Here is a 17,796-nt window from a genome sequence, read left to right on the forward strand (position 1 = left end):
CTCCTTCCACTTTTTGTCCTTTCTATTAGCCGATGGGCGCTGGGAACTGATCAGGCGCAATGGCTTTACCGTCAGGCGCAATGGCTTTACCGAGCTGGCGCTCGATCGCCTGAAGATGGTTTGCTAGGGGCTGACGGCTCACTACAGATGACGGTGCCACAAACCACTGTTCCACCAGTTCACAGAGCAGATGAATAATGACAATTTGTACTTCTTGAATATGCTGCGGCTCAGACGATGGCACCAGCAGGCAGTGGTCTGCCAACAAGCGCAACTCACCCCCATCGCCCCCTAAAATAGCAAGCGTCTGCATTCCCAGCGATCGCGCCACTGTAAAAGCCTGCACCACATTTTGCGATCGTCCACTAGTGCTAATGCCGATCAGCACATCACCCGCTTTACCAAAGGACTCCACTTGACGCGCAAATACATTGTCATAGCCCATATCATTTGCCCAGGCAGTTAACACTGCGCTATCTGCCGTTAGCGCCATAGCTGGAAAGCCCGGTCGGTCTCCACACCGAAAGCGACCCACAAACTCTGCGGCACAGTGTTGAGCATCGGCGGCGCTGCCACCATTGCCACACAGCAGCACTTTCCCGCCTTGTTGAAAGCAATCACTGAGCATGGCTGCCGCTGACAAAATTGAGTCCTGTAGCTGCTGCCGTGATGTTTGTAGGGCGGTTAAGGCACCATCGAACCGACGATCAATCAGTACCAGAGCATTAATAGTAGACCGCTGCTCGGGTTGATTCTCCGCAACAACGCGCTCGTAGAGGCGTGCAATTGCAGTCGTGACTGTCTGCCAGGTGAACAAAGCGTTAGCGCGTTTGATCGCTTGCTGCCGGAAGGTAGAGAGCAATTCAGGCTGCTGATAAAGATAAGCCAGACGTTCAGCGATCGCCACTGGCTCGTTAGGTGGTACTAGATAACCTGTTTCGCCATCCCGCACCGTAAATTTAATGCCGCCTACATTGGCACCAATCACAGGTGTGCCACACGCCATCGCTTCGATTGGTGTAATGCCAAACGGCTCGTACCAGGGCGTTGTGATAAATACATCGGCAGCGCTGTAGTAATACTTCAACATTTCGCGCCGCTGACGACCCATAAAGATGACGCGATCGCTGACTCCAACCTCAGCAGCGATCGCTTTCAGCCGAGACACTTCGGCAGTGATGCGTGAGTCAAAATCATTACCATCACCACCAACTACAATCAAATGTGCGGGCGTTTGGTAGTCCTGAATCAGATGCGCCAGACTCCGAATTACTGTATCAATACCTTTGCGGGGCACCATGCGACCCAGTTGCAAAAGGACACGCTCATTGGCAGGCAATCCTAAAGCAACGCGAGCCAGCGGCTTACTCAGTGGCTCAAACTCCGTTGGGTTAAACCCACAGGGAATGATCACAATCTTGCTAGGGTCAGCATGGTAAAGCTGGCACAAGTCTTCCTCATCTTGAGGGCATTCGGCAATAATGGCATTCGCTTCAGCCGCAATGCGGTCTTCGATCGCAAACCGCTCATCAGGAAATTCATCTGCCTTGCCCTGATGCAAACGGCGCACCCGACCCAGTGCGTGAAACGTCATAACAAAAGGAATGCCCAACTGTCGCTTGACATCAGCCGCTACCAGACCCGACATCCAGAAGTTAGCGTGGATGAGGTCATAGGTGACAGTTTGACGCTTGCAAAACTGAAGCACATACGCGGTAAAGTCTGCCATAAACGGCAGTAGATCTTCTTTGCGAACGTGTGTTGCCGGACCAGCAGGAACATGAATCAGGCGCACCCCATCAACCCAGTCAGCGATTTCTGGCAAAAGGGTATGATCGCGTCGCGTAAACACATCCACCGTATAGCCCATTGCCGCTAAATGTTTGGCAAGCTGCCCAACGTAGACATTTTGTCCGCCGCTGTCAACGCCACCCAATACACCGAAGGGAGATGCGTGTTCGCTAATTAATGCAAGCCGTCGTTTCATGCTCTACCTCGTACTAACGTAGGGGGTGTTGAGTCACGTTGCCGCTCCTCCGTACCTGTAGCCAGTGCAAACGCAGCATCCCAATCACGGGTAAACCGTTGGATGTTGAACCGTTCTTCAGCACAGCGGCGTGCGCCTTCACCCAGACGATGCGCCTCTGCTGGGTCATGAAGTAACTGCTGCATCACTGCCACTAGGCGATCGATATCTGTATCCACATAGCCAGAAACGCCGTTCTCAACCACAGTTGCCAGCTCAGTTGTGGCTAAACCAACGATCGGCATACCGACCATCATGGCTTCACAGACAGCCAACCCCAGACTGGTATACCGGATGGGATTAAAAAAGAAACGATACCGTGACTGAAAGGCAGGCAGTTGCAGATGTGGAATTTCACCTAAACCACCATCGTTTGTGCCCATGCCAACCAAATCCAGTGGTACCTGCTGCTGCACGCGCTCAAAAATATCAGCACCGAGCCGACGACCGCGCGATCGCAAGCCATTTACCACCACCAGACCGCGATCGAGTTCACCCGTGTAGCGCACATCCGGCACCATAACACCATGCTCAATGACACAAGTGGGTGTACGGCGACTGTCCCACATCAACGCATTAAACGGTGTGACATGAACTAACAGGATATTTGCATCGTCAACTGGATGGCACGTATTGGTTGGATGCTCTTGCGGTGGGTCATGCTCCAGGTAAAGGCGCGGCAACTGGCGCTGGGCTGCCGAGAGAATCTCGTACTGATCGTCCTGATAGTTTTTGCGCGACTGAAACAGCACACAATCAAACTCTTGCTCACGCACCGCTTCAGCAGGCACATCATGCACATTGTCTGACCACGGAAGTCCTCCCAAACGCCCTCCATAGCCTTCGGGATGCCCTGGTTTTACAGGCAAGTAAAAGTGATGACGGGATTGCGTCAGGTAGTAAAGATAACTTCCATGCACATGCCAGGTTAAGATGCGTAATGGACGCATGACGATCACATAGTAATTTTTACTTAAGAGTTTGCACGACTTGTAACACGAACCCCGCAAGCCGTAGTGGGCTTAGAGTTATAGCCCACTTAAACGGACTAAACCGTTCTCTAGAAAGGAGTGCTTACCAAACGCCGCTATAGCAGTCGAAGAGAACGTTAGGACAGACATAAACCTTAAAGCATCCTTTAAGCAAGGGCTTCGATTCATCTCTCATCCTTCATCCTGCTGCTATACATTCCCATCTTTAACAGTGTTCTTAAGGGATAGAACTCAGATGGGGTCTGGCTTAAATGGTTTTAGCAGAACTCAAATATCTGGCTGTACAGCCCATATTTAAGTACGCCTCTATCTATAGTGAATGGCTGCATGGCAACTTTCATCGGATATTTGCCCAATATGTGGTTGATCCCAATGTTCATCAACTGTGCATTTGCACAACTTATGCCCATCACCGTGGAGCGATCGTAAAAAGAGAGCCAGCCGAATCTGCATGGCAGCATCAAAACGACGTGGATCAAGTCCAGTCAGCAGGGTGATTTTTTCCAGGCGGTAGCTAAGCGTATTGCGATGGATTGACAGCCGACTTGCAGTGGTTGAAAGGCAGCAATTTTCAAAAAAGAACACATCCAGCGTTTCAAGCAGTTCAGATTCCTGATCCAGAGGGCTGAGTAAATATCTAGCCAGATCAATCTTGGTACGTTCATGGGAAAGACCCACAAAAGCAGCAATGCCTAGCCCATCTAAGCAATGAACCTGATTTTGACCGGAAAACCGCTTACCCAGCGATAGTGCAGCACGTGCATCTTGATAGGAAGATGCCAACCCCTTTAAAGTCGGGTGATAGCGACCAATGCCAATGTTAATAGTGGTGCGTGTGTCGCCTCGCAATCGATCGAGCAAGGCTGCTCCAGCTCGTTTCAGGGCAATCAGGTTTGCCCAAGAGGCATCAACGTGTCTTGGTTCATCCTCGCCGTTCGTCCATGCCGCTAAATCTTGTGTACTGCTGGCTTTAAGTACCGCGATTTCACCATCGCCGATATAGGCACAAATGGTATCGTTCGGTAAGTGAAAGAAGCTAACTACACTGCTAATCACAAGCTGGGCACGGCGCAAAATTTGTGCCGATGGTTCCAGTTCTCTTAGGGCGATCGTAGACAGAATATAATCAGCGGCATCAATTAAAAGCACGGCACGAGGGCGGGTGAGATCCATGCCCAAAATCTGACCTTCTCGTAGCAGGTTGACTTCGCTAGCGTTAGAGCCGCGCAACAGATCATGGATAAATTTGTTCTTCAGCTCATGCTGATCGGGTCGCGTTGCTGTGGCTTGACTTAGCAATAATTCCACTAGCACCTGCGCCGGACGGAGCGAGATCGCTTCGCTTTGCGCTGACCGAACAATGAGTACCTCTCCCATTTGCCCATCAAAATGGATGGGAATGCTTAGAACTGGAGCATCGATTGCCTCATGCTTGGCGTAAAGGGCACTTTCTGCATGAAGGTCACTCATTGCCACTACCGTGCCTTGCTCATTCAATACCGAAACGTTTGCTGCCAAAAGTTGAGCGAGCCGCTCTGCAATGACGATCGCCACCTGTTTAAACTGCTGAGTCATACGAGTGTGTCTCCTTGCTCCACACGTTTCAGCCCCACTAGTGTTGCTTCTCTAGAGACAAGGGACAGTTGTAAAAGCATTTCTGCTTGCGCGATCGCATCCGCCAACGTGTCATTTTCCGCAGCACAAACGATACGATGCCGCGTGCGATTAAGGGGTGCCCATCGAGCCGGATCAGAGGTTGTAAAGATTACCACACTGGGCACTTGGAGGGCAGCCGCTAAATGAGAAACACCCGTATCGTTGCAAATGAGCAAGCATGCCCCTTTCAGCAAAACAGCCAAAGCACCCAAATTAGTACTACCAGCAAGATTGATTGATGGAGCCTGCATAAAGCGGGCAACTGCCTGCGTTAACGGCACCTCTTCTAATGATCCTGTCAGCACAATCTGATAGCCGTGCCGCGCCAAGGCATCTGCTATGATGGCAAACCGCTTAGGAGACCAACGGCGATCAACAACACTGGCACCAGGATGAATGCAGATATAACGCCCGACCTGAAGAGAATGGGCTGTGGCGATCGCCGCCATTGCCTTGTAATCTGCCTCGCAAAGTGGAAACTCTAACTCGTCCCCTTGCGCGGGTAGACCTAAAAATTCCATCAGCCGGATATAACGTCGTATCTCTGATTCCTCATGTAGATAAGGTAAAAAACTACTTGGTTCGGGACAGTATTGCCCAGTCAGAAAAAAGCCAGCAGTACGCTTAGCACCTAGTAACACGGTGAGCGGATTGGTCAGAATGCCGCTGCCCTGCATTTGCAAAGCCAAATCAAAGCGTTTCTTCTGTACGGTTGCAAGAAAAGTGGGAAATGCCTGAAGCTGTAGCGCTTGCTCCGGCAAACCGGGATAGCCTGGAAAGGGCAGTAGGTCATCCATATACTGATGGAACCGTTCCACTAAGGGCTGCATTTTTGGCAATCCCATCAGCGTAATTTTGGCATAAGGTAAGGCAGTACGCAGCGATCGTAACGCTGGGACAATGCAGAGAAAGTCCCCTAATCCAGCCAGCGATCGCACCACCACAATATGCTTGAAATTAGCACGATGCCCTCGCTCGAACATCGAAGTTTTTGATGATGCCCGCTGATTCATAACAGTGTTAGCTGCTCAGTTCACTACTACGTTCAGCAGTTTAGTGGTTTATTCTTTCTTGCGCGTCTATCTGTAGATTTGGTCTTGCTCCAGATGGCGTTACCAGCGTTAAGGTAAAAATGACTCTCTCCATAACAGTTTCTAGGAAAAACTTTGAGCACTGCACCCTTTAAATTCAGAGCCAGCCGTACTCCAACGTTATTTAGAGAAACTTTGGCTTCATTTTTATCAGTTTCGACGTTCGATCGTTAGTATCTGTACTTAACGCTCCAAGCAAGCTTAAAAAAATTTGCTTCTTACACTAAAATTTTTGACGTTTATAGCCGAAGTGCAAGCATCTTGCCTCCATAGACAAAACGCTTGCACTACTTAACTTATTTCCAGAATTTGCTAAAGAGTTTAGTCTTTAGTTTGCTGAACGGCTCACAGCATTAGCCGAATCAGCTGCCTTGTCTTGAGCAAACTCACCTGCACGGTTCAACACTTTACCAGCTTTATCGATTGGCTCTTTAACACCACGGGAGATGTCCTTACCAGCCGCTTCCGCATTTTGTTTTGCCTGGTCAAGACCACGCGACGCTTTTTCTGGTACGTCTTTCACATTACGCTCAACATTCTTGGGACCCCGATTGCTGAACTCTTTTAGGCTATCCTTAGCCTCGTCAGCTGCTTTAGAAACATCTTCACCAATGTTTTCAATACGCTCATTCAGGGGTGTGCCGCTGCGGTAGTTTTTAACATACTGTTCAGGGCTATCAATGCTCTTCTCGTCAATGTTGCGCTGTACCCGATCTCTTAGGGCTTTAGCTTTTGCATCGACACTACCTTTATCGAGGCGACGATTAGAATCAGTATCCTCAAAGTTGTTCATACCACCTTTATAGGGCTGAACTTGACCTGGAGTAATGGGATCTTTAACGCCAGGATTTTTCATTGATGATGTATCGGTTGCATTTGCACGACTGCAAGCGGTACTAAATAGCATCAACAGACTTACCGTGGCGATCGTTAGAATTCGACTCAACTGAATGCCCTTAAAAAAGGAAAAAACTTTGTTCATTCTATTACTCCGTTAGTGCTAATTATGTTGCTCAATCTTTGTCAGACCTTATAGTCAATCTTTAAAGGCTGCTTAATTTAAAGAGTCGCGTTTCTACTGCTTAAGAGACTAAAACTTTCACGCTATAGGAGCACTAAGGCAACTATGTTGGAAAGGATATAGCCTACCGCCGCAGGTGGAAACATTAGGATGATTAAGTAAACCTACGACGGTGAACTTCGTCTCAGTAGTCACGAACTCAACTGTCGAAACCTTGCAAACAGCCTCACAATGTTATTGAGGGGCTATTGATCGACTGCATGGTTCAACCTGACTAAAAACCAGGAGGGGTACTAATGATCGGACTGTACTACACCTGATTGGTCGATCGCCTTCTCAGTGTCACCGGTCAAATGCTTGCCAGCTTCTTTGAACGTTTGACCTGCTTTTTCCAAAATTTTGACATCTGGATCACTGCGATCGATCACCTCTTGCGCCTTCTCTGGAATTTGCTTCGCTTCTTTTACCGTGTCTCTCGTCGGATTTCCAGGCTGGCTTGTACTTGTACCTGCATTGGAATTCTTGCGAGCCGAAACAACTTGGTCAGATATAGAGCGTTCTGTTTGCTTAGGGTTTGCAGCTAACAGCCCTAATCCCGGAAGTTCAGCACGATCGCGCTTTTTAACAGCAGAATCGGTAGACATTTTGTACTCGGTATAACCGTCCCCGCCACCTTTATGGGGGTTGTTTTGTCCACCCATTTGCACCGGCGGATTGTTGGGACGAGCGCCAGTAGCAGTTCCGTTACTACAAGCAACATTTAAAAGCAGCAGAAAGCTTGCTGCAAAAGCAGTAAAAAGCTTGCCAAGATGCAGCCGTTTACAGAAGGCAAAAAGTGTATCCATAAATCCATTTCCTCATTTCTACATAGGGCAGACGGTTAAATCAAAAAGATTCAACAGTCTTAATTGCATGCCTGGTCCAATTCCTTCAATTAAGCTTTGATGCCTAATAGCGTTGGAAGACTTCGCCTTACTATTGTTGGTCTTCTTTGCGCTCAAGATCTTGATGAAGGGCAACGCGAGAAACGACGTTGTAAGCATCAGAACCGGGGTGAGCAATTTCTTCTGTACCTTCGGTAGAGCCAGCAATCTCTTTCCAGGCTTCTAGACCACCTTTAATCACAGCTACATTGGTGTAACCTGCTTCTCTTAACTTGGTTGCTGCCTGCGTCGATTCTTCTTCAGTCGCGCCATAAATGTAAATATCACGCTCTTTAGCAATTGGAATCGTGTCACCAACCAACTTATCTGGAGGCATGGGCATCGCTCCCATGATGTGACCCGCATTGAAGGATTCACGATCGCGTACATCAAGGATAGTAAGCGCAGGTTCGCCCCACTCTAAGCGCGATTTCAAATCATGAGCCGATGACTCAGTTTTAAAACCAGGTGGTGTAGGAGTTATGTTAGGCAGAGCATCTTTTGCTGACTTGATAGCATCTTCAAGGTTTCCCATGGCTGTTAATAAATACGTAACGTCAGTGTTAACAATAACAATAAACTTTAGGTGAGTACTCTTCCTAGAGGATGAGGATTTCTCCCGGTAGAATAAAGTTTGATTTCAATAGAATAAGCCTAGGAAACAGAAAAATATTAGCTTTGATTTTCTCAATCACTGCTTAATCTAGACGTGTGCAAGGTATGGAAATACACCTTTTCGCTTTACATGATCAAGCGGCATCTCATTAACTTAGATGATGAAGCTGCCTTCGCACGTTACTAGCATAAAACAGTGCAAACGAAATGCACAGTAAGCTCATAAATCCGTACTCGTTGGGTTGGTAGATTATACCAACCCTTTTTTTAAGAAATTTCTTAAGTAGAAGGGCTAAATTAAGCACCACTAAGAGATTGGGTTTCGAGTGCGCTTAACCCGCCGACATAAAAGGACTGAGAGCATTGAGACTTTAGTATGAGCTTTTGACCTGAGAGTCCATGCCGAAGGACACTCAGGCTTCGACATTAAGCTTAGCCGAAACGTCAAACGCGCAATCGAAATGAGTTTATAAATAATTACGCTCAGCTACTTAGAAACAGGAGTACATTTACTCAAACGTTAGAGTAAGAGTAAATATGTTTAAAAGAAAGGGGCGCACATAAGTGCGCCCCAATGGTCTTTTAGGTAACAACTAAACAATTAAAGCTTAGTGAAGGGCAGCCTTTAGCTGATCTTGTAGCTGGCTTTTCGCTGCTTTAAATTGAGTTGCCATTTGTTCACTTTGGTCGCTGCTACAGTTATTACGGATAGCGGCGAACATAGTGCTCTCTTCCTGCCGGACGTGATCCATGACAATATCTTTGAGCTGATTAACCTTGGTCTTAAATTGAGAATCAGCAGGATTTAGCGACTTGATTTCATCCAGCAAGACTGTCATCTGAGCCTGCTCATCGTATAGCTCTTGAGTATCGTGGTCGCCGTAGAAAGAGCGAATTGCAGGATAAACAACTTGCTCTTCTGCTTTAGCATGAACCGTCAAGTCTTTGTAGATTTGACCAAAGTACTCTTGGATCTTCTGCGGATCATTCGATTGGTTAAGTTCAGTAAAGAGGACGTTAACCTTCTGGTGATCCATGCGAATCACATCCTGAATGTTCATGTCAGACTTGTCAGAGTTTTGAGTAATGACGCTGCCTGCTACGCCTGTTACGGCTGCTACTGCATCTTGTACTCGTGCCCACAAGCCTTGATCGGCTTCTTCTCCAGTTAGCTCACGTACACCCAAGACTTCAAGCACACCTTTCAGTTGCTCTTGGTGAGCACGGTTCTCAAAGTTAACTGTGTTAAGGGGAGCGATCGCCGCTTCAACATCAGCACCAACCTTTTGTGCTGCCTTATGCACGAGTATGCCACTCATGGCTTGTTGATGCTTAAGTAACTCGTGCTGAAACACTTTCTCATACAGAGATAGCTCTGAGCCTTCAGCTAGTTGCTTCGCTTTCTCTACGAGTTCAGTTACCGTTTCTTTCGGTTCTTCTTTGATACCGTACTGAACAATGACTGTATCCAAGATGCCCAGGTTTTTTTGGTCATCCTTAAGCATGTCTTGGAAACGATCGCGGATGTTGGCATCGGGAATTGTAGGAAGCAGCGTTTGTTCGTTGCTGATCAACAGCTCTTGAATCGCTTTGATGCTAGCAAGTTGCTGACCAATTGCAGCACGTTTTGCGTCGTTGAGTGTGGAAACCATTAGTTACTCTCTCTCTTCTGAAGGATTAGTGAAGGATTAGGAAATCGGACAAAATCAAATTCGTAACAGCTTTTACAGCGAAAGCCATTAATGAACTAGCAATATTTGTCTATGAAAGACTGCCTCTGCTTCGACAAAGCTGCTAACTAATAGCCTGTATAAACAGCAAGAACAGTTAGCAGTGTTGTCGTAGAACAGCTAAAGCGTCAATGAGCAGAATCTAAACGGGACAGAATTTAAGCGGGTACTCTTACTACTGCACTGTTGTAGTTGTAGTAGTGCGGGGACTACGAGTACCGATCGATGCACCAATCAATGATGATGCCAGACCTAGCAAAGAACCAATTGCAAAAGACCAACCGACCTTAGCGGCATTCCCAGCAATATCACGGGTCTGCTGAGCGGTTACATTTACATCGGGAGAGGCAGCCGGATTAGGAAGACCAGCTCCAGACTGCTGCGCCTGGTTAATTACTTCACCAGCATTTGATGCCGCAATACCAAACGCACCTGCAACACCATTAGAAAGCAACCATGCGCTGATTGCTAAGGTCGTTGCCCAAAGAATGGCACCATTCAGTAAGCCAGTGCTGCGATTCATGGGTCCGCAAGCACGAGTCGTCGTCCAGCCGCCCAGAAAGAGCGAAATGAGCAGACTGATAATTGCCCAAATACCAACAGCGGAACCTACACCACCTGCATCTGACCGAGGAGACCCTGAACCAGAAATGCTAGACAAGCCGATCGCAGCGCCTAACGCACTCAACACTAACTGAGTACTTAGAGCAACAACGAGACCAGCAATGATTGGACCCCACCGTACGCGATCGTGATAATCGGCGACAGGAAGGGTGGAGCGCTCTACCACGTTATTGATAGGTCTATCTGCGTATGCCATAGTTTATGCCTTTAACTCATTTACACTGGTTCCTGCATCAAATGGGATTAATTGCAGCAGGGGAATGTAAATAGAGTAGGCAACAGTTGATCTGCCTACCCCTATCCACAGGCATAAACTACTAAGCAAGGCTGTAAAGTTTATTTAGCAGTCTATAGATGCAACAGGCGCAGCATTGAGTGACCGCTTTTGCCACTATGCATTTAGGACGACAAGCCGACAGCCAAGCGCTTGAGTGCTGCTTTTTTGAAGACCAATATATTACTTAATCTGTAGACTTACTACTTGTGGAGTATCTACCAATTCAGTGTAATGCTGCCTTAAATCATCTTTACAGCTTAGTGTTCCTCTCTTTATTAAGTACAGTTTAAGGAACTGAATCGTAGTTATATTTACAAGCTGCTGGTAGTTAAAGTTGCCTTGCTAATCTTTGCTCTCTGCTCTCTTGAATCTATATCTAGCTTCAATTGTGGGTGTCTCTTTGAAAACAAGATCATAAACAAATATAAAGAGCGTCTTATTAAGCAACTGCAAAATTTTGCTGCTTCACTCTTTGTTAAAAACAGGTAAAGGCATCGGATCTTCTTTTAGAGGGAGGTAAGGCAAGAAACAAATTTCTATAGTCGTACAAGAACGCTCGCACTCGTTAAGAGAAAAGAGGAAAAAACATGGCTCTCTATAAAATCAAAGACTTCGATCCAGACTATCGCCAGCATTTCGACAACCAAGATTTTTTGAGTTTCGATCTTTACAGTGGCAATGAAAAAGTTGGCTCCGTTGACAACCTTTTGGTTGATGAACAAGGCAACTTCCGCTATTTAGTGGTCAACACAGGTATTTGGGTTTTCGGCAAGAAAGTGTTGCTCCCAATCGGTCGCGCTCGGATCTCTTACCAAGAGAACCGGATTTATGCAGACAACCTCAGCCGAGAACAAGTAGAAGGCTTGCCTGAGTTCGACGAAAAAGCAACTGTTGATTATGACCATGAAGAGCGTGTACGTGGCTCTTACCGCTCAGGTGCTACACCAACTGCTGGTAGCACTGCGGCTCTTGATCAATCGGCTTCACTGGGCAACGCTCCCCTTAATCAATCGGCTCAAGCCACAGCTTACAGCCGTGATACCTATAGCTACGATCGCGATCCAGATCTCTATGATCTCAACGAAGCTAATCACCAAAACATCAAACTTTATCAAGAACGCTTGATTGCCAATAAAACCCGTCAAAAGACTGGCGAAGTTGCAGTTAACAAACGGGTGGAAACTGAAACCGCACGTGTATCAGTACCCGTTGAGCACGAGCGTGTTGTCATTGAGCGGACAGCAGGAAGCAACGTTGGTACGCCCGTTGATGCGGCTGCCGCTAATTTTCATGAAGGCGAAGTTGCTCGTATGGAAGTCTACGAAGAAGTTCCTGACATCCATAAAGAAACCATCGTTCGTGAGAACGTAAGCATCCGTAAAGAAGTCGATCACGACACCGTTGAGGCTGAAGAGCAGCTTCGTCGTGAGGAACTGGATATCGATACTCAAGGTCGTCCAGTTGTTGACCAAACTCCTAACAAGCAGACTAAAAAGGGACTCTAAACTGGCGAGCTACAGAAACGTCAGTCTAGTTCTAGTGGCTAATTAGACAGGAATTACAAGTGCAGGTAAAGGCAATATAGCTTTGCCTGCACTTTCGTTCAAACCTAAATTTTTACAACTACAGAGAAGTTTTGGAAGCGTTATGGCACCTAAAAAACCTAAAAATAATTCCAACCAACCTACGTTTTTAGATTCTATGCCCCTAGAGGCATCGGCACCCTTAGAAGCATCGGCACCATTAGAGTTTAGAGAAGAGGTAAAGTCGGTAACAGCACCGACTAATAATCAGGTCGATGAAGCTTTGGCAAACCTTTCTCAGACTCAAACACCCGTCGTAGATCGCGATCGCTCCTATCCGCCAGTACCGTCAGTAGAGCCGGCGCGTGTCGATACTTACAATCATCAGGCAGTTAACGTTCAAAGGCAATCGCAACCGCTTGCGGCACCAACGATAGCAGAGGAATTGGTGGTTCAGGTTTTGGAAGAGCGGTTAGTGGTTGATCGCCAGCGTCGTAAAATTGGTGAAGTTATTGTTCGTAAAGAAATTGAAACGTACATGGTTGAAGTGCCAGTACGGCGAGAGAAGTTAATTATTGAACAAGTTGGCTTAGAAACAAGACAGCTCGCTGTGCTCGACTTAAAGGAGTCTGATCTTGATGGTGTTTCGTTGGCAAATCATTCCACTGCATCGCTGCCAACAACCGTCAGTGGCACCTTTAGTTCAATCAAAGCAGCAAGCCAATTTTTAGGAACGATCGCATCTGCCCAGTCGGATGTAGATTGCCAAACGGTACAAATTAAACTCGTGGTCGAGGGTGCAGAACAGGCGCAGCTTTATCAGCAATGGTTCGATCGCTACTCTAGCAATAGTGCTTCCGTCGATTAACGTCAGTTGATTGAAGCAAGCGCTCTATAACGAGCCAATTAGATGGGATTGCATGACAGCTACGATCGCCGCCCTACTTGGTCACCCTTACACAAAATCAAATCCAGGCTAGAAGCATTCCAACGACATCACTAGCTAAACCGTTTCAAGAGTTTAAGCAAGAACTGAGTGCGGGGATTTAGAAGCGCGCGTTGAAGATATTTGTCTGCCGCTTTTTTGATTGCTTCTGCTTGCGTAGGATAAGGATGAATCACCTTAGAGATGGCATTAAAACCCTGTTTGGTCACGATCGCTAATGTAATCTCGCTAATCATCTCTCCTGCATGACGGGCTACGATCGTGGCACCTAAGATTTTGTCTGAGCCTCGCTTGTGTAAGACTTTAACAAACCCCTCCGGCTCACCATCTGCCAGGGCGCGATCGACATCGGAGAATGGAATCATGATGGTATCGGTTGCCCAGCCTCGCGCTTGCGCCTCTGACTCATATAGTCCAACATGAGCAATCTCTGGATCGGTATACGTTACCCAGGGCATTACCAGACTGCTTAGTTTGCTGCGTCCCAGACCAAAGGGACAAAACAGCGCATTTCTGATCACAATGCGGGCAGCGGCATCGGCAGCATGAGTAAATTTCCAGCTCATGCAAATGTCTCCAGCAGCATAAATGCGGGGATTAGTGGTTTGCAAATAGTCATTCACTACCACACCTTGATGAGCGTCATATTTAACGCCTACCGTTTCTAGATTCAACCCATCAACATTGGGTGTCCGTCCAGTTCCTACCAAAATCTCATCCACCACTACGGTTTTTACAATACCGTTTTGGCGATAGTGAATGACTTTCCCCGACTCTGTTTTTTCTACTTTTTCCAGGCTGCAATCCAGAAGCAAGTGAAGTTTCTCTTGCAAGAATTGTTGCTGCACGATCGCGGCAGCATCGGCATCTTCACGATCGAGCAACTGTCCATTTTTATGCAGAATGGTCACGTCACTACCCAAGCGATGGAATGTCTGAGCCATTTCGCAACCGATCGGTCCACCACCAATTACTGCTAACCGTTTTGGGCATTCAGTAAGGGAAAAAATCGTTTCGTTGGTCATGTAGCCTGCTTCTGCCAGTCCGGGAATCTCAGGACGAGTGGCACGGGCACCTGTAGCAATTACCGCTTTCTTGAAGCGCAACTGGCTATCGTTAACGGCGATCGTGTTTCCATCGACAAACGCTGCTCTGCCCAAAAACACATCAATGCCCAACTTGCTAAACCGATCGACTGAATCGTGATCACCAATTCCAGCCCGAATCTGTCGCATTCGCTGCATCACAGCCGCAAAATCAATGTCGATGTGCTCTGGTGAGTGAATGCCAAACGAGGCAGCATTTTGCATTTCACCAACAACCCGCGACGAGCGAATCACGCACTTAGACGGCACACAGCCGATGTTGAGGCAATCGCCTCCCAGCAGACTTTTTTCAATCAGGGCAATCTTCAAACCGACCTTTAGCCCAGCCGCACCAGCCGCAACGACTAGCCCAGCCGTACCAGCCCCCAGCACTACTAGATCGTAGACAGCCGCCGGTTTAGGATTGACCCAATCGGGTGGATGAACATGAGCCATGAGCACCTGATTGTACTCATTCAACGGCTGAAGCGCTGGTTCCTGTCTGATTGAAGGTGTCATAAATTCACTCTTTGAGCGCAAGACGCTGTTTGACGATCAGGTTCAATAACTGATGTAGCGCGGGTCATGTTGAGTCGTCACGCCACAGTAACAAGGATAACGAGCTTAACCAACGATCACTCTGTTGTACGCCGTTTTATCAAGCCACTCGTTCTCTGTAGCATTAGCAGTTTTATGGTTTAAGACGGAACGAGCACCCACAGGATGAGGATTGCGCTATAAAGTGAACCGTCGTACTGGCGCATCCAGCACCCACATTAACCATTGTTCAATGATCGGCTCCACTCTTTTCGTTTCACGATGTTGTCTAAGAAAGCATCCATGTAACCAATGACAAAAGCTTCTAGAGTCGGATGAGTCTGTACAATTCTGCCTTTAGTACCATCGTAAAAGTAAACCGGTGGATTGTCTCCCTCAGAGGCGCGGATAAAGCCAAACCCCTGCCCCTGGTTATACCAGGCAAAGACAATCGCATCATCAGGCAGCAACTCTGTACAGCCATCCTCCACCATCATTTCGAGCGCATCTTCTCGATTGCGGCGTAAATAGACACTGCGCAGAACGTAAGAGTCCATAAAGCCCCCGGCACTTTCTCCTAGCCAGAGGAGAAACTCTTTGTAAGCCTTGGGCAAAGGGAGCTAGATTTCTGCTTCATACGCCTTAATCTGGGCGTCACTGGAAGGTTTTAACTCACATGACTGTTGGGTTTGTTGGCAAAAGTCTGGAAACCGTTCGATGGCTTTGTTCAAGTACATAAGGCAACCTTTGTAAAAGAGCGATGTTTTATAAGGTCTAAGGCTTTGTGAGAAAGTCTTTTTGAGGCTTGGCTTGGGACACACTGATCACTGCGTCTCGAAAGGTGTCCCGATCGCACCAATCCGGTTAGCAGTTTTACCGTGCAAGACAGCCTCTTCGATCGGCTGCACAGGAGTGATTTCCCTACTGCTTGATGCCATCCCAGATACCGTTTGATGCTAACCTAGAGAAGTTGTCTAAAATCGCACATCCAGGATTTCGGGTGTTTTTTAGCCATCAGCTACTAGCTATCAGCTACCAGCCTAAGAGTTTCTCTTAAAGCTGACTGCTGACCGCTGAACGCTGACTGCTCAAAGATGCTCCTGGATGGAGGATTAACCCGAATCAGGAGTTCAAATTAAATGCCAGTTGTTTCGTTGGCTCAATTGTTAGAGTCTGGGGTTCACTTTGGGCACCAAACCCGTCGCTGGAACCCCAAAATGGATCCATATATCTACACCTCGCGGAATGGTGTACATATCATTGACCTGGTGCAAACCGCCCGGTTAATGGATGAAGCCTATAACTACGTCCGTACTGCGTCTGAGCAGGGCAAGAAGTTTCTCTTCATTGGCACCAAGCGTCAAGCAGCAGGGATCATTGCACAGGAAGCGGCTCGCTGCGGCGGCTACTACGTCAATCAACGCTGGTTGGGCGGGATGCTGACCAACTGGGTGACGATTAAAACGCGGGTCGATCGCTTGAAAGAGCTAGAGCGCCGTGAAGAAACCGGTGGACTCGATCTGCTGCCCAAGAAAGAAGCTTCTGTACTCCGACGCGAGTTGGAAAAGCTACAAAAGTATCTGGGCGGCATCAAAGCCATGCGCAAAGTGCCTGATATCATCATCATGGTGGATCAAAAGCGCGAGTACAACGCGGTGCAGGAGTGCCAGAAGCTTTCACTGCCGATCGTGGCATTGCTCGATACCAACTGCGATCCCGATTTGGTCGATGTGCCGATTCCAGCAAACGATGATGCCATTCGTTCCATTAAGCTCATCGTAGGCAGATTGGCAGATGCGATCTACGAAGGTCGTCACGGTCAGCTTGAGTCCGAAGACGAATACGAAGACTACGAAGGCGGCGAGGAAGAGTTCGATTACGAAGATAACGACACCTCGTTTATTCCCGAAGCTGGCGAAGAAACCGCAGTGTAGAGAGTGGTTAGTTGCTAGTTGTTGGTTTTTAGAGACTCTGACAACTAGCAACTAAAAACTAAAACTAAAACTAAAAACTATTCAGAGTAAAAGGCAATGGCGGAAATCACAGCAAAATTAGTCGGTGAACTGCGCCAAAAAACGGGCGCAGGCATGATGGACTGCAAAAAAGCGCTCAAAGAAACTAATGGTGACCTGGAGCAAGCGGCTGATTGGCTTCGCAAAAAAGGGATTTCTTCGGCTGAGAAGAAAGCAAGCAAAGTAGCGGCTGAAGGCATCATTGATAGCTACATTCACACGGGTAGCCGTGTTGGTGTGTTGGTTGAAGTGAACTGCCAAACAGACTTCGTAGCGCGCAACGAAGCGTTCAAAAAGTTGGTGCAAGACATTGCCAAACAGATTGTGGCATCGCAGCAAGTTGAGTACGTGAAAATTGCTGACATCCCCGCCGAAATTGTGGAGCGGGAGAAGGCGATCGAGATGGGTCGTGATGACCTTGGCAACAAGCCAGAAGCAATCAAAGAGAAAATTGTGCAGGGACGGATTGAAAAGCGCTTGAAAGAGCTTTGCTTGCTCGATCAGCCCTACATCCGCGATCAAAACATCACGGTTGATGAGCTAGTGAAGCAAAACGTAGCTCAACTGGGTGAAAACATTCAGGTGCGTCGCTTTGTGCGCTTTGTTTTGGGCGAAGGCATCGAGAAAGAGGAAACAGACTTTGCGGCTGAAGTGGCTGCTCAACTAGGTACCGCTGCCCCTACTGTCGATCGCTCTAGTCGATTGGTTTAAAAGCAGCAAGAAAGGCAGTCCTCCGGG

15 protein-coding genes are annotated in these 17,796 nt (G+C 47.6%); 4 read left to right on the forward strand and 11 right to left on the reverse strand.

Features of this window, described 5'->3' with window-relative positions; genetic code table 11:
* Window positions 1-25: 25 nt before the first annotated feature.
* The 9 genes from H6F76_RS06305 to H6F76_RS06345 all read right to left on the reverse strand — a co-directional run bounded on the left by H6F76_RS06305 (window position 26) and on the right by H6F76_RS06345 (window position 10,874).
* On the reverse strand, window positions 26-1,987 hold the full coding sequence (locus tag H6F76_RS06305; protein WP_190506819.1) for a glycosyltransferase: 1,962 nt from the start codon (window positions 1,985-1,987) through the stop codon (window positions 26-28).
* Window positions 1,984-2,976, reverse strand: coding sequence for a glycosyltransferase family 4 protein (locus H6F76_RS06310; protein ID WP_190506821.1), 993 nt, complete (start codon window positions 2,974-2,976; stop codon window positions 1,984-1,986). The genes H6F76_RS06305 and H6F76_RS06310 overlap by 4 nt, the downstream gene beginning before the upstream one ends.
* Window positions 2,977-3,324: 348 nt before the next feature.
* Window positions 3,325-4,593, reverse strand: a complete 1,269-nt coding sequence (locus H6F76_RS06315) for a helix-turn-helix domain-containing protein (protein ID WP_190506823.1) — start codon at window positions 4,591-4,593, stop codon at window positions 3,325-3,327.
* The gene (locus H6F76_RS06320) at window positions 4,590-5,687 is read right to left on the reverse strand and encodes a glycosyltransferase family 9 protein (RefSeq protein ID WP_242036549.1); all 1,098 of its coding nucleotides are present in this window, start codon (window positions 5,685-5,687) and stop codon (window positions 4,590-4,592) included. Before H6F76_RS06320 ends, H6F76_RS06315 begins: the two co-directional genes overlap by 4 nt.
* 406 nt (window positions 5,688-6,093) lie before the next feature.
* Window positions 6,094-6,747 carry a DUF6658 family protein gene (locus H6F76_RS06325; RefSeq protein WP_190506825.1) on the reverse strand — a complete coding sequence of 218 codons (654 nt, stop codon included), beginning with the start codon at window positions 6,745-6,747 and terminating at the stop codon, window positions 6,094-6,096.
* Between the two features lie 332 nt (window positions 6,748-7,079).
* The gene (locus tag H6F76_RS06330) at window positions 7,080-7,631 is read right to left on the reverse strand and encodes a DUF6658 family protein (RefSeq protein ID WP_190506828.1); all 552 of its coding nucleotides are present in this window, start codon (window positions 7,629-7,631) and stop codon (window positions 7,080-7,082) included.
* Window positions 7,632-7,761: 130 nt separating this feature from the next.
* The gene (locus H6F76_RS06335) at window positions 7,762-8,244 is read right to left on the reverse strand and encodes a rhodanese-like domain-containing protein (protein WP_190450480.1); all 483 of its coding nucleotides are present in this window, start codon (window positions 8,242-8,244) and stop codon (window positions 7,762-7,764) included.
* Between the two features lie 688 nt (window positions 8,245-8,932).
* Complete coding sequence (locus tag H6F76_RS06340; protein ID WP_190450479.1) at window positions 8,933-9,976, reverse strand: hemerythrin domain-containing protein; 1,044 nt, start codon at window positions 9,974-9,976, stop codon at window positions 8,933-8,935.
* Between the two features lie 253 nt (window positions 9,977-10,229).
* Entirely contained in the window at window positions 10,230-10,874 is a 645-nt protein-coding gene (locus H6F76_RS06345; RefSeq protein WP_190450478.1) for a hypothetical protein, read from the reverse strand.
* A gap of 668 nt (window positions 10,875-11,542) precedes the next feature.
* Between H6F76_RS06345 and H6F76_RS06350 the strand changes: the two genes are divergently transcribed.
* Both H6F76_RS06350 and H6F76_RS06355 read left to right on the forward strand, forming a co-directional pair.
* Entirely contained in the window at window positions 11,543-12,460 is a 918-nt protein-coding gene (locus tag H6F76_RS06350; protein WP_190450477.1) for a DUF2382 domain-containing protein, read from the forward strand.
* A 142-nt stretch (window positions 12,461-12,602) separates the two neighbouring features.
* Window positions 12,603-13,346 (forward strand): DUF2382 domain-containing protein, encoded by a 744-nt coding sequence (locus tag H6F76_RS06355; RefSeq protein ID WP_190506830.1) that lies wholly within the window; start codon window positions 12,603-12,605, stop codon window positions 13,344-13,346.
* A gap of 131 nt (window positions 13,347-13,477) precedes the next feature.
* On the opposite strand, the gene H6F76_RS06360 is transcribed toward H6F76_RS06355, so the two are convergent.
* A complete protein-coding gene (locus tag H6F76_RS06360) occupies window positions 13,478-15,028 on the reverse strand; it encodes a mercuric reductase (RefSeq protein WP_190506832.1) in 1,551 nt (516 codons plus the stop codon).
* Between the two features lie 257 nt (window positions 15,029-15,285).
* The gene (locus H6F76_RS06365) at window positions 15,286-15,660 is read right to left on the reverse strand and encodes an SMI1/KNR4 family protein (protein WP_190506834.1); all 375 of its coding nucleotides are present in this window, start codon (window positions 15,658-15,660) and stop codon (window positions 15,286-15,288) included.
* Between the two features lie 525 nt (window positions 15,661-16,185).
* Here H6F76_RS06365 and rpsB point away from each other — a divergent pair.
* Both rpsB and tsf read left to right on the forward strand, forming a co-directional pair.
* Complete coding sequence (gene rpsB, locus H6F76_RS06370; RefSeq protein WP_190450473.1) at window positions 16,186-16,980, forward strand: 30S ribosomal protein S2; 795 nt, start codon at window positions 16,186-16,188, stop codon at window positions 16,978-16,980.
* 96 nt (window positions 16,981-17,076) lie between these two features.
* Window positions 17,077-17,769, forward strand: a complete 693-nt coding sequence (gene tsf / locus H6F76_RS06375) for a translation elongation factor Ts (protein WP_190506838.1) — start codon at window positions 17,077-17,079, stop codon at window positions 17,767-17,769.
* The last annotated feature ends 27 nt before the right edge of the window (window positions 17,770-17,796 follow it).

Origin of the sequence: Leptolyngbya sp. FACHB-321 (genome assembly GCF_014695975.1) — a bacterium.
Taxonomy (GTDB): domain Bacteria; phylum Cyanobacteriota; class Cyanobacteriia; order Leptolyngbyales; family Leptolyngbyaceae; genus Stenomitos.

What these genes read in the sequence shown, in the direction of transcription:
- H6F76_RS06350 (WP_190450477.1), top strand. Translation starts at nt 11,543, where the DNA reads ATGGCTCTCTATAAAATCAAAGACTTCGATCCAGACTATCGCCAGCAT.
- tsf (WP_190506838.1), top strand. Translation starts at nt 17,077, where the DNA reads ATGGCGGAAATCACAGCAAAATTAGTCGGTGAACTGCGCCAAAAAACG.
- H6F76_RS06325 (WP_190506825.1), bottom strand. Translation starts at nt 6,747, where the DNA reads ATGAACAAAGTTTTTTCCTTTTTTAAGGGCATTCAGTTGAGTCGAATT.
- H6F76_RS06320 (WP_242036549.1), bottom strand. Translation starts at nt 5,687, where the DNA reads ATGAATCAGCGGGCATCATCAAAAACTTCGATGTTCGAGCGAGGGCAT.
- H6F76_RS06340 (WP_190450479.1), bottom strand. Translation starts at nt 9,976, where the DNA reads ATGGTTTCCACACTCAACGACGCAAAACGTGCTGCAATTGGTCAGCAA.
- H6F76_RS06345 (WP_190450478.1), bottom strand. Translation starts at nt 10,874, where the DNA reads ATGGCATACGCAGATAGACCTATCAATAACGTGGTAGAGCGCTCCACC.
- H6F76_RS06310 (WP_190506821.1), bottom strand. Translation starts at nt 2,976, where the DNA reads ATGCGTCCATTACGCATCTTAACCTGGCATGTGCATGGAAGTTATCTT.
- H6F76_RS06305 (WP_190506819.1), bottom strand. Translation starts at nt 1,987, where the DNA reads ATGAAACGACGGCTTGCATTAATTAGCGAACACGCATCTCCCTTCGGT.
- H6F76_RS06330 (WP_190506828.1), bottom strand. Translation starts at nt 7,631, where the DNA reads ATGGATACACTTTTTGCCTTCTGTAAACGGCTGCATCTTGGCAAGCTT.
- rpsB (WP_190450473.1), top strand. Translation starts at nt 16,186, where the DNA reads ATGCCAGTTGTTTCGTTGGCTCAATTGTTAGAGTCTGGGGTTCACTTT.
- H6F76_RS06315 (WP_190506823.1), bottom strand. Translation starts at nt 4,593, where the DNA reads ATGACTCAGCAGTTTAAACAGGTGGCGATCGTCATTGCAGAGCGGCTC.
- H6F76_RS06360 (WP_190506832.1), bottom strand. Translation starts at nt 15,028, where the DNA reads ATGACACCTTCAATCAGACAGGAACCAGCGCTTCAGCCGTTGAATGAG.
- H6F76_RS06355 (WP_190506830.1), top strand. Translation starts at nt 12,603, where the DNA reads ATGGCACCTAAAAAACCTAAAAATAATTCCAACCAACCTACGTTTTTA.
- H6F76_RS06335 (WP_190450480.1), bottom strand. Translation starts at nt 8,244, where the DNA reads ATGGGAAACCTTGAAGATGCTATCAAGTCAGCAAAAGATGCTCTGCCT.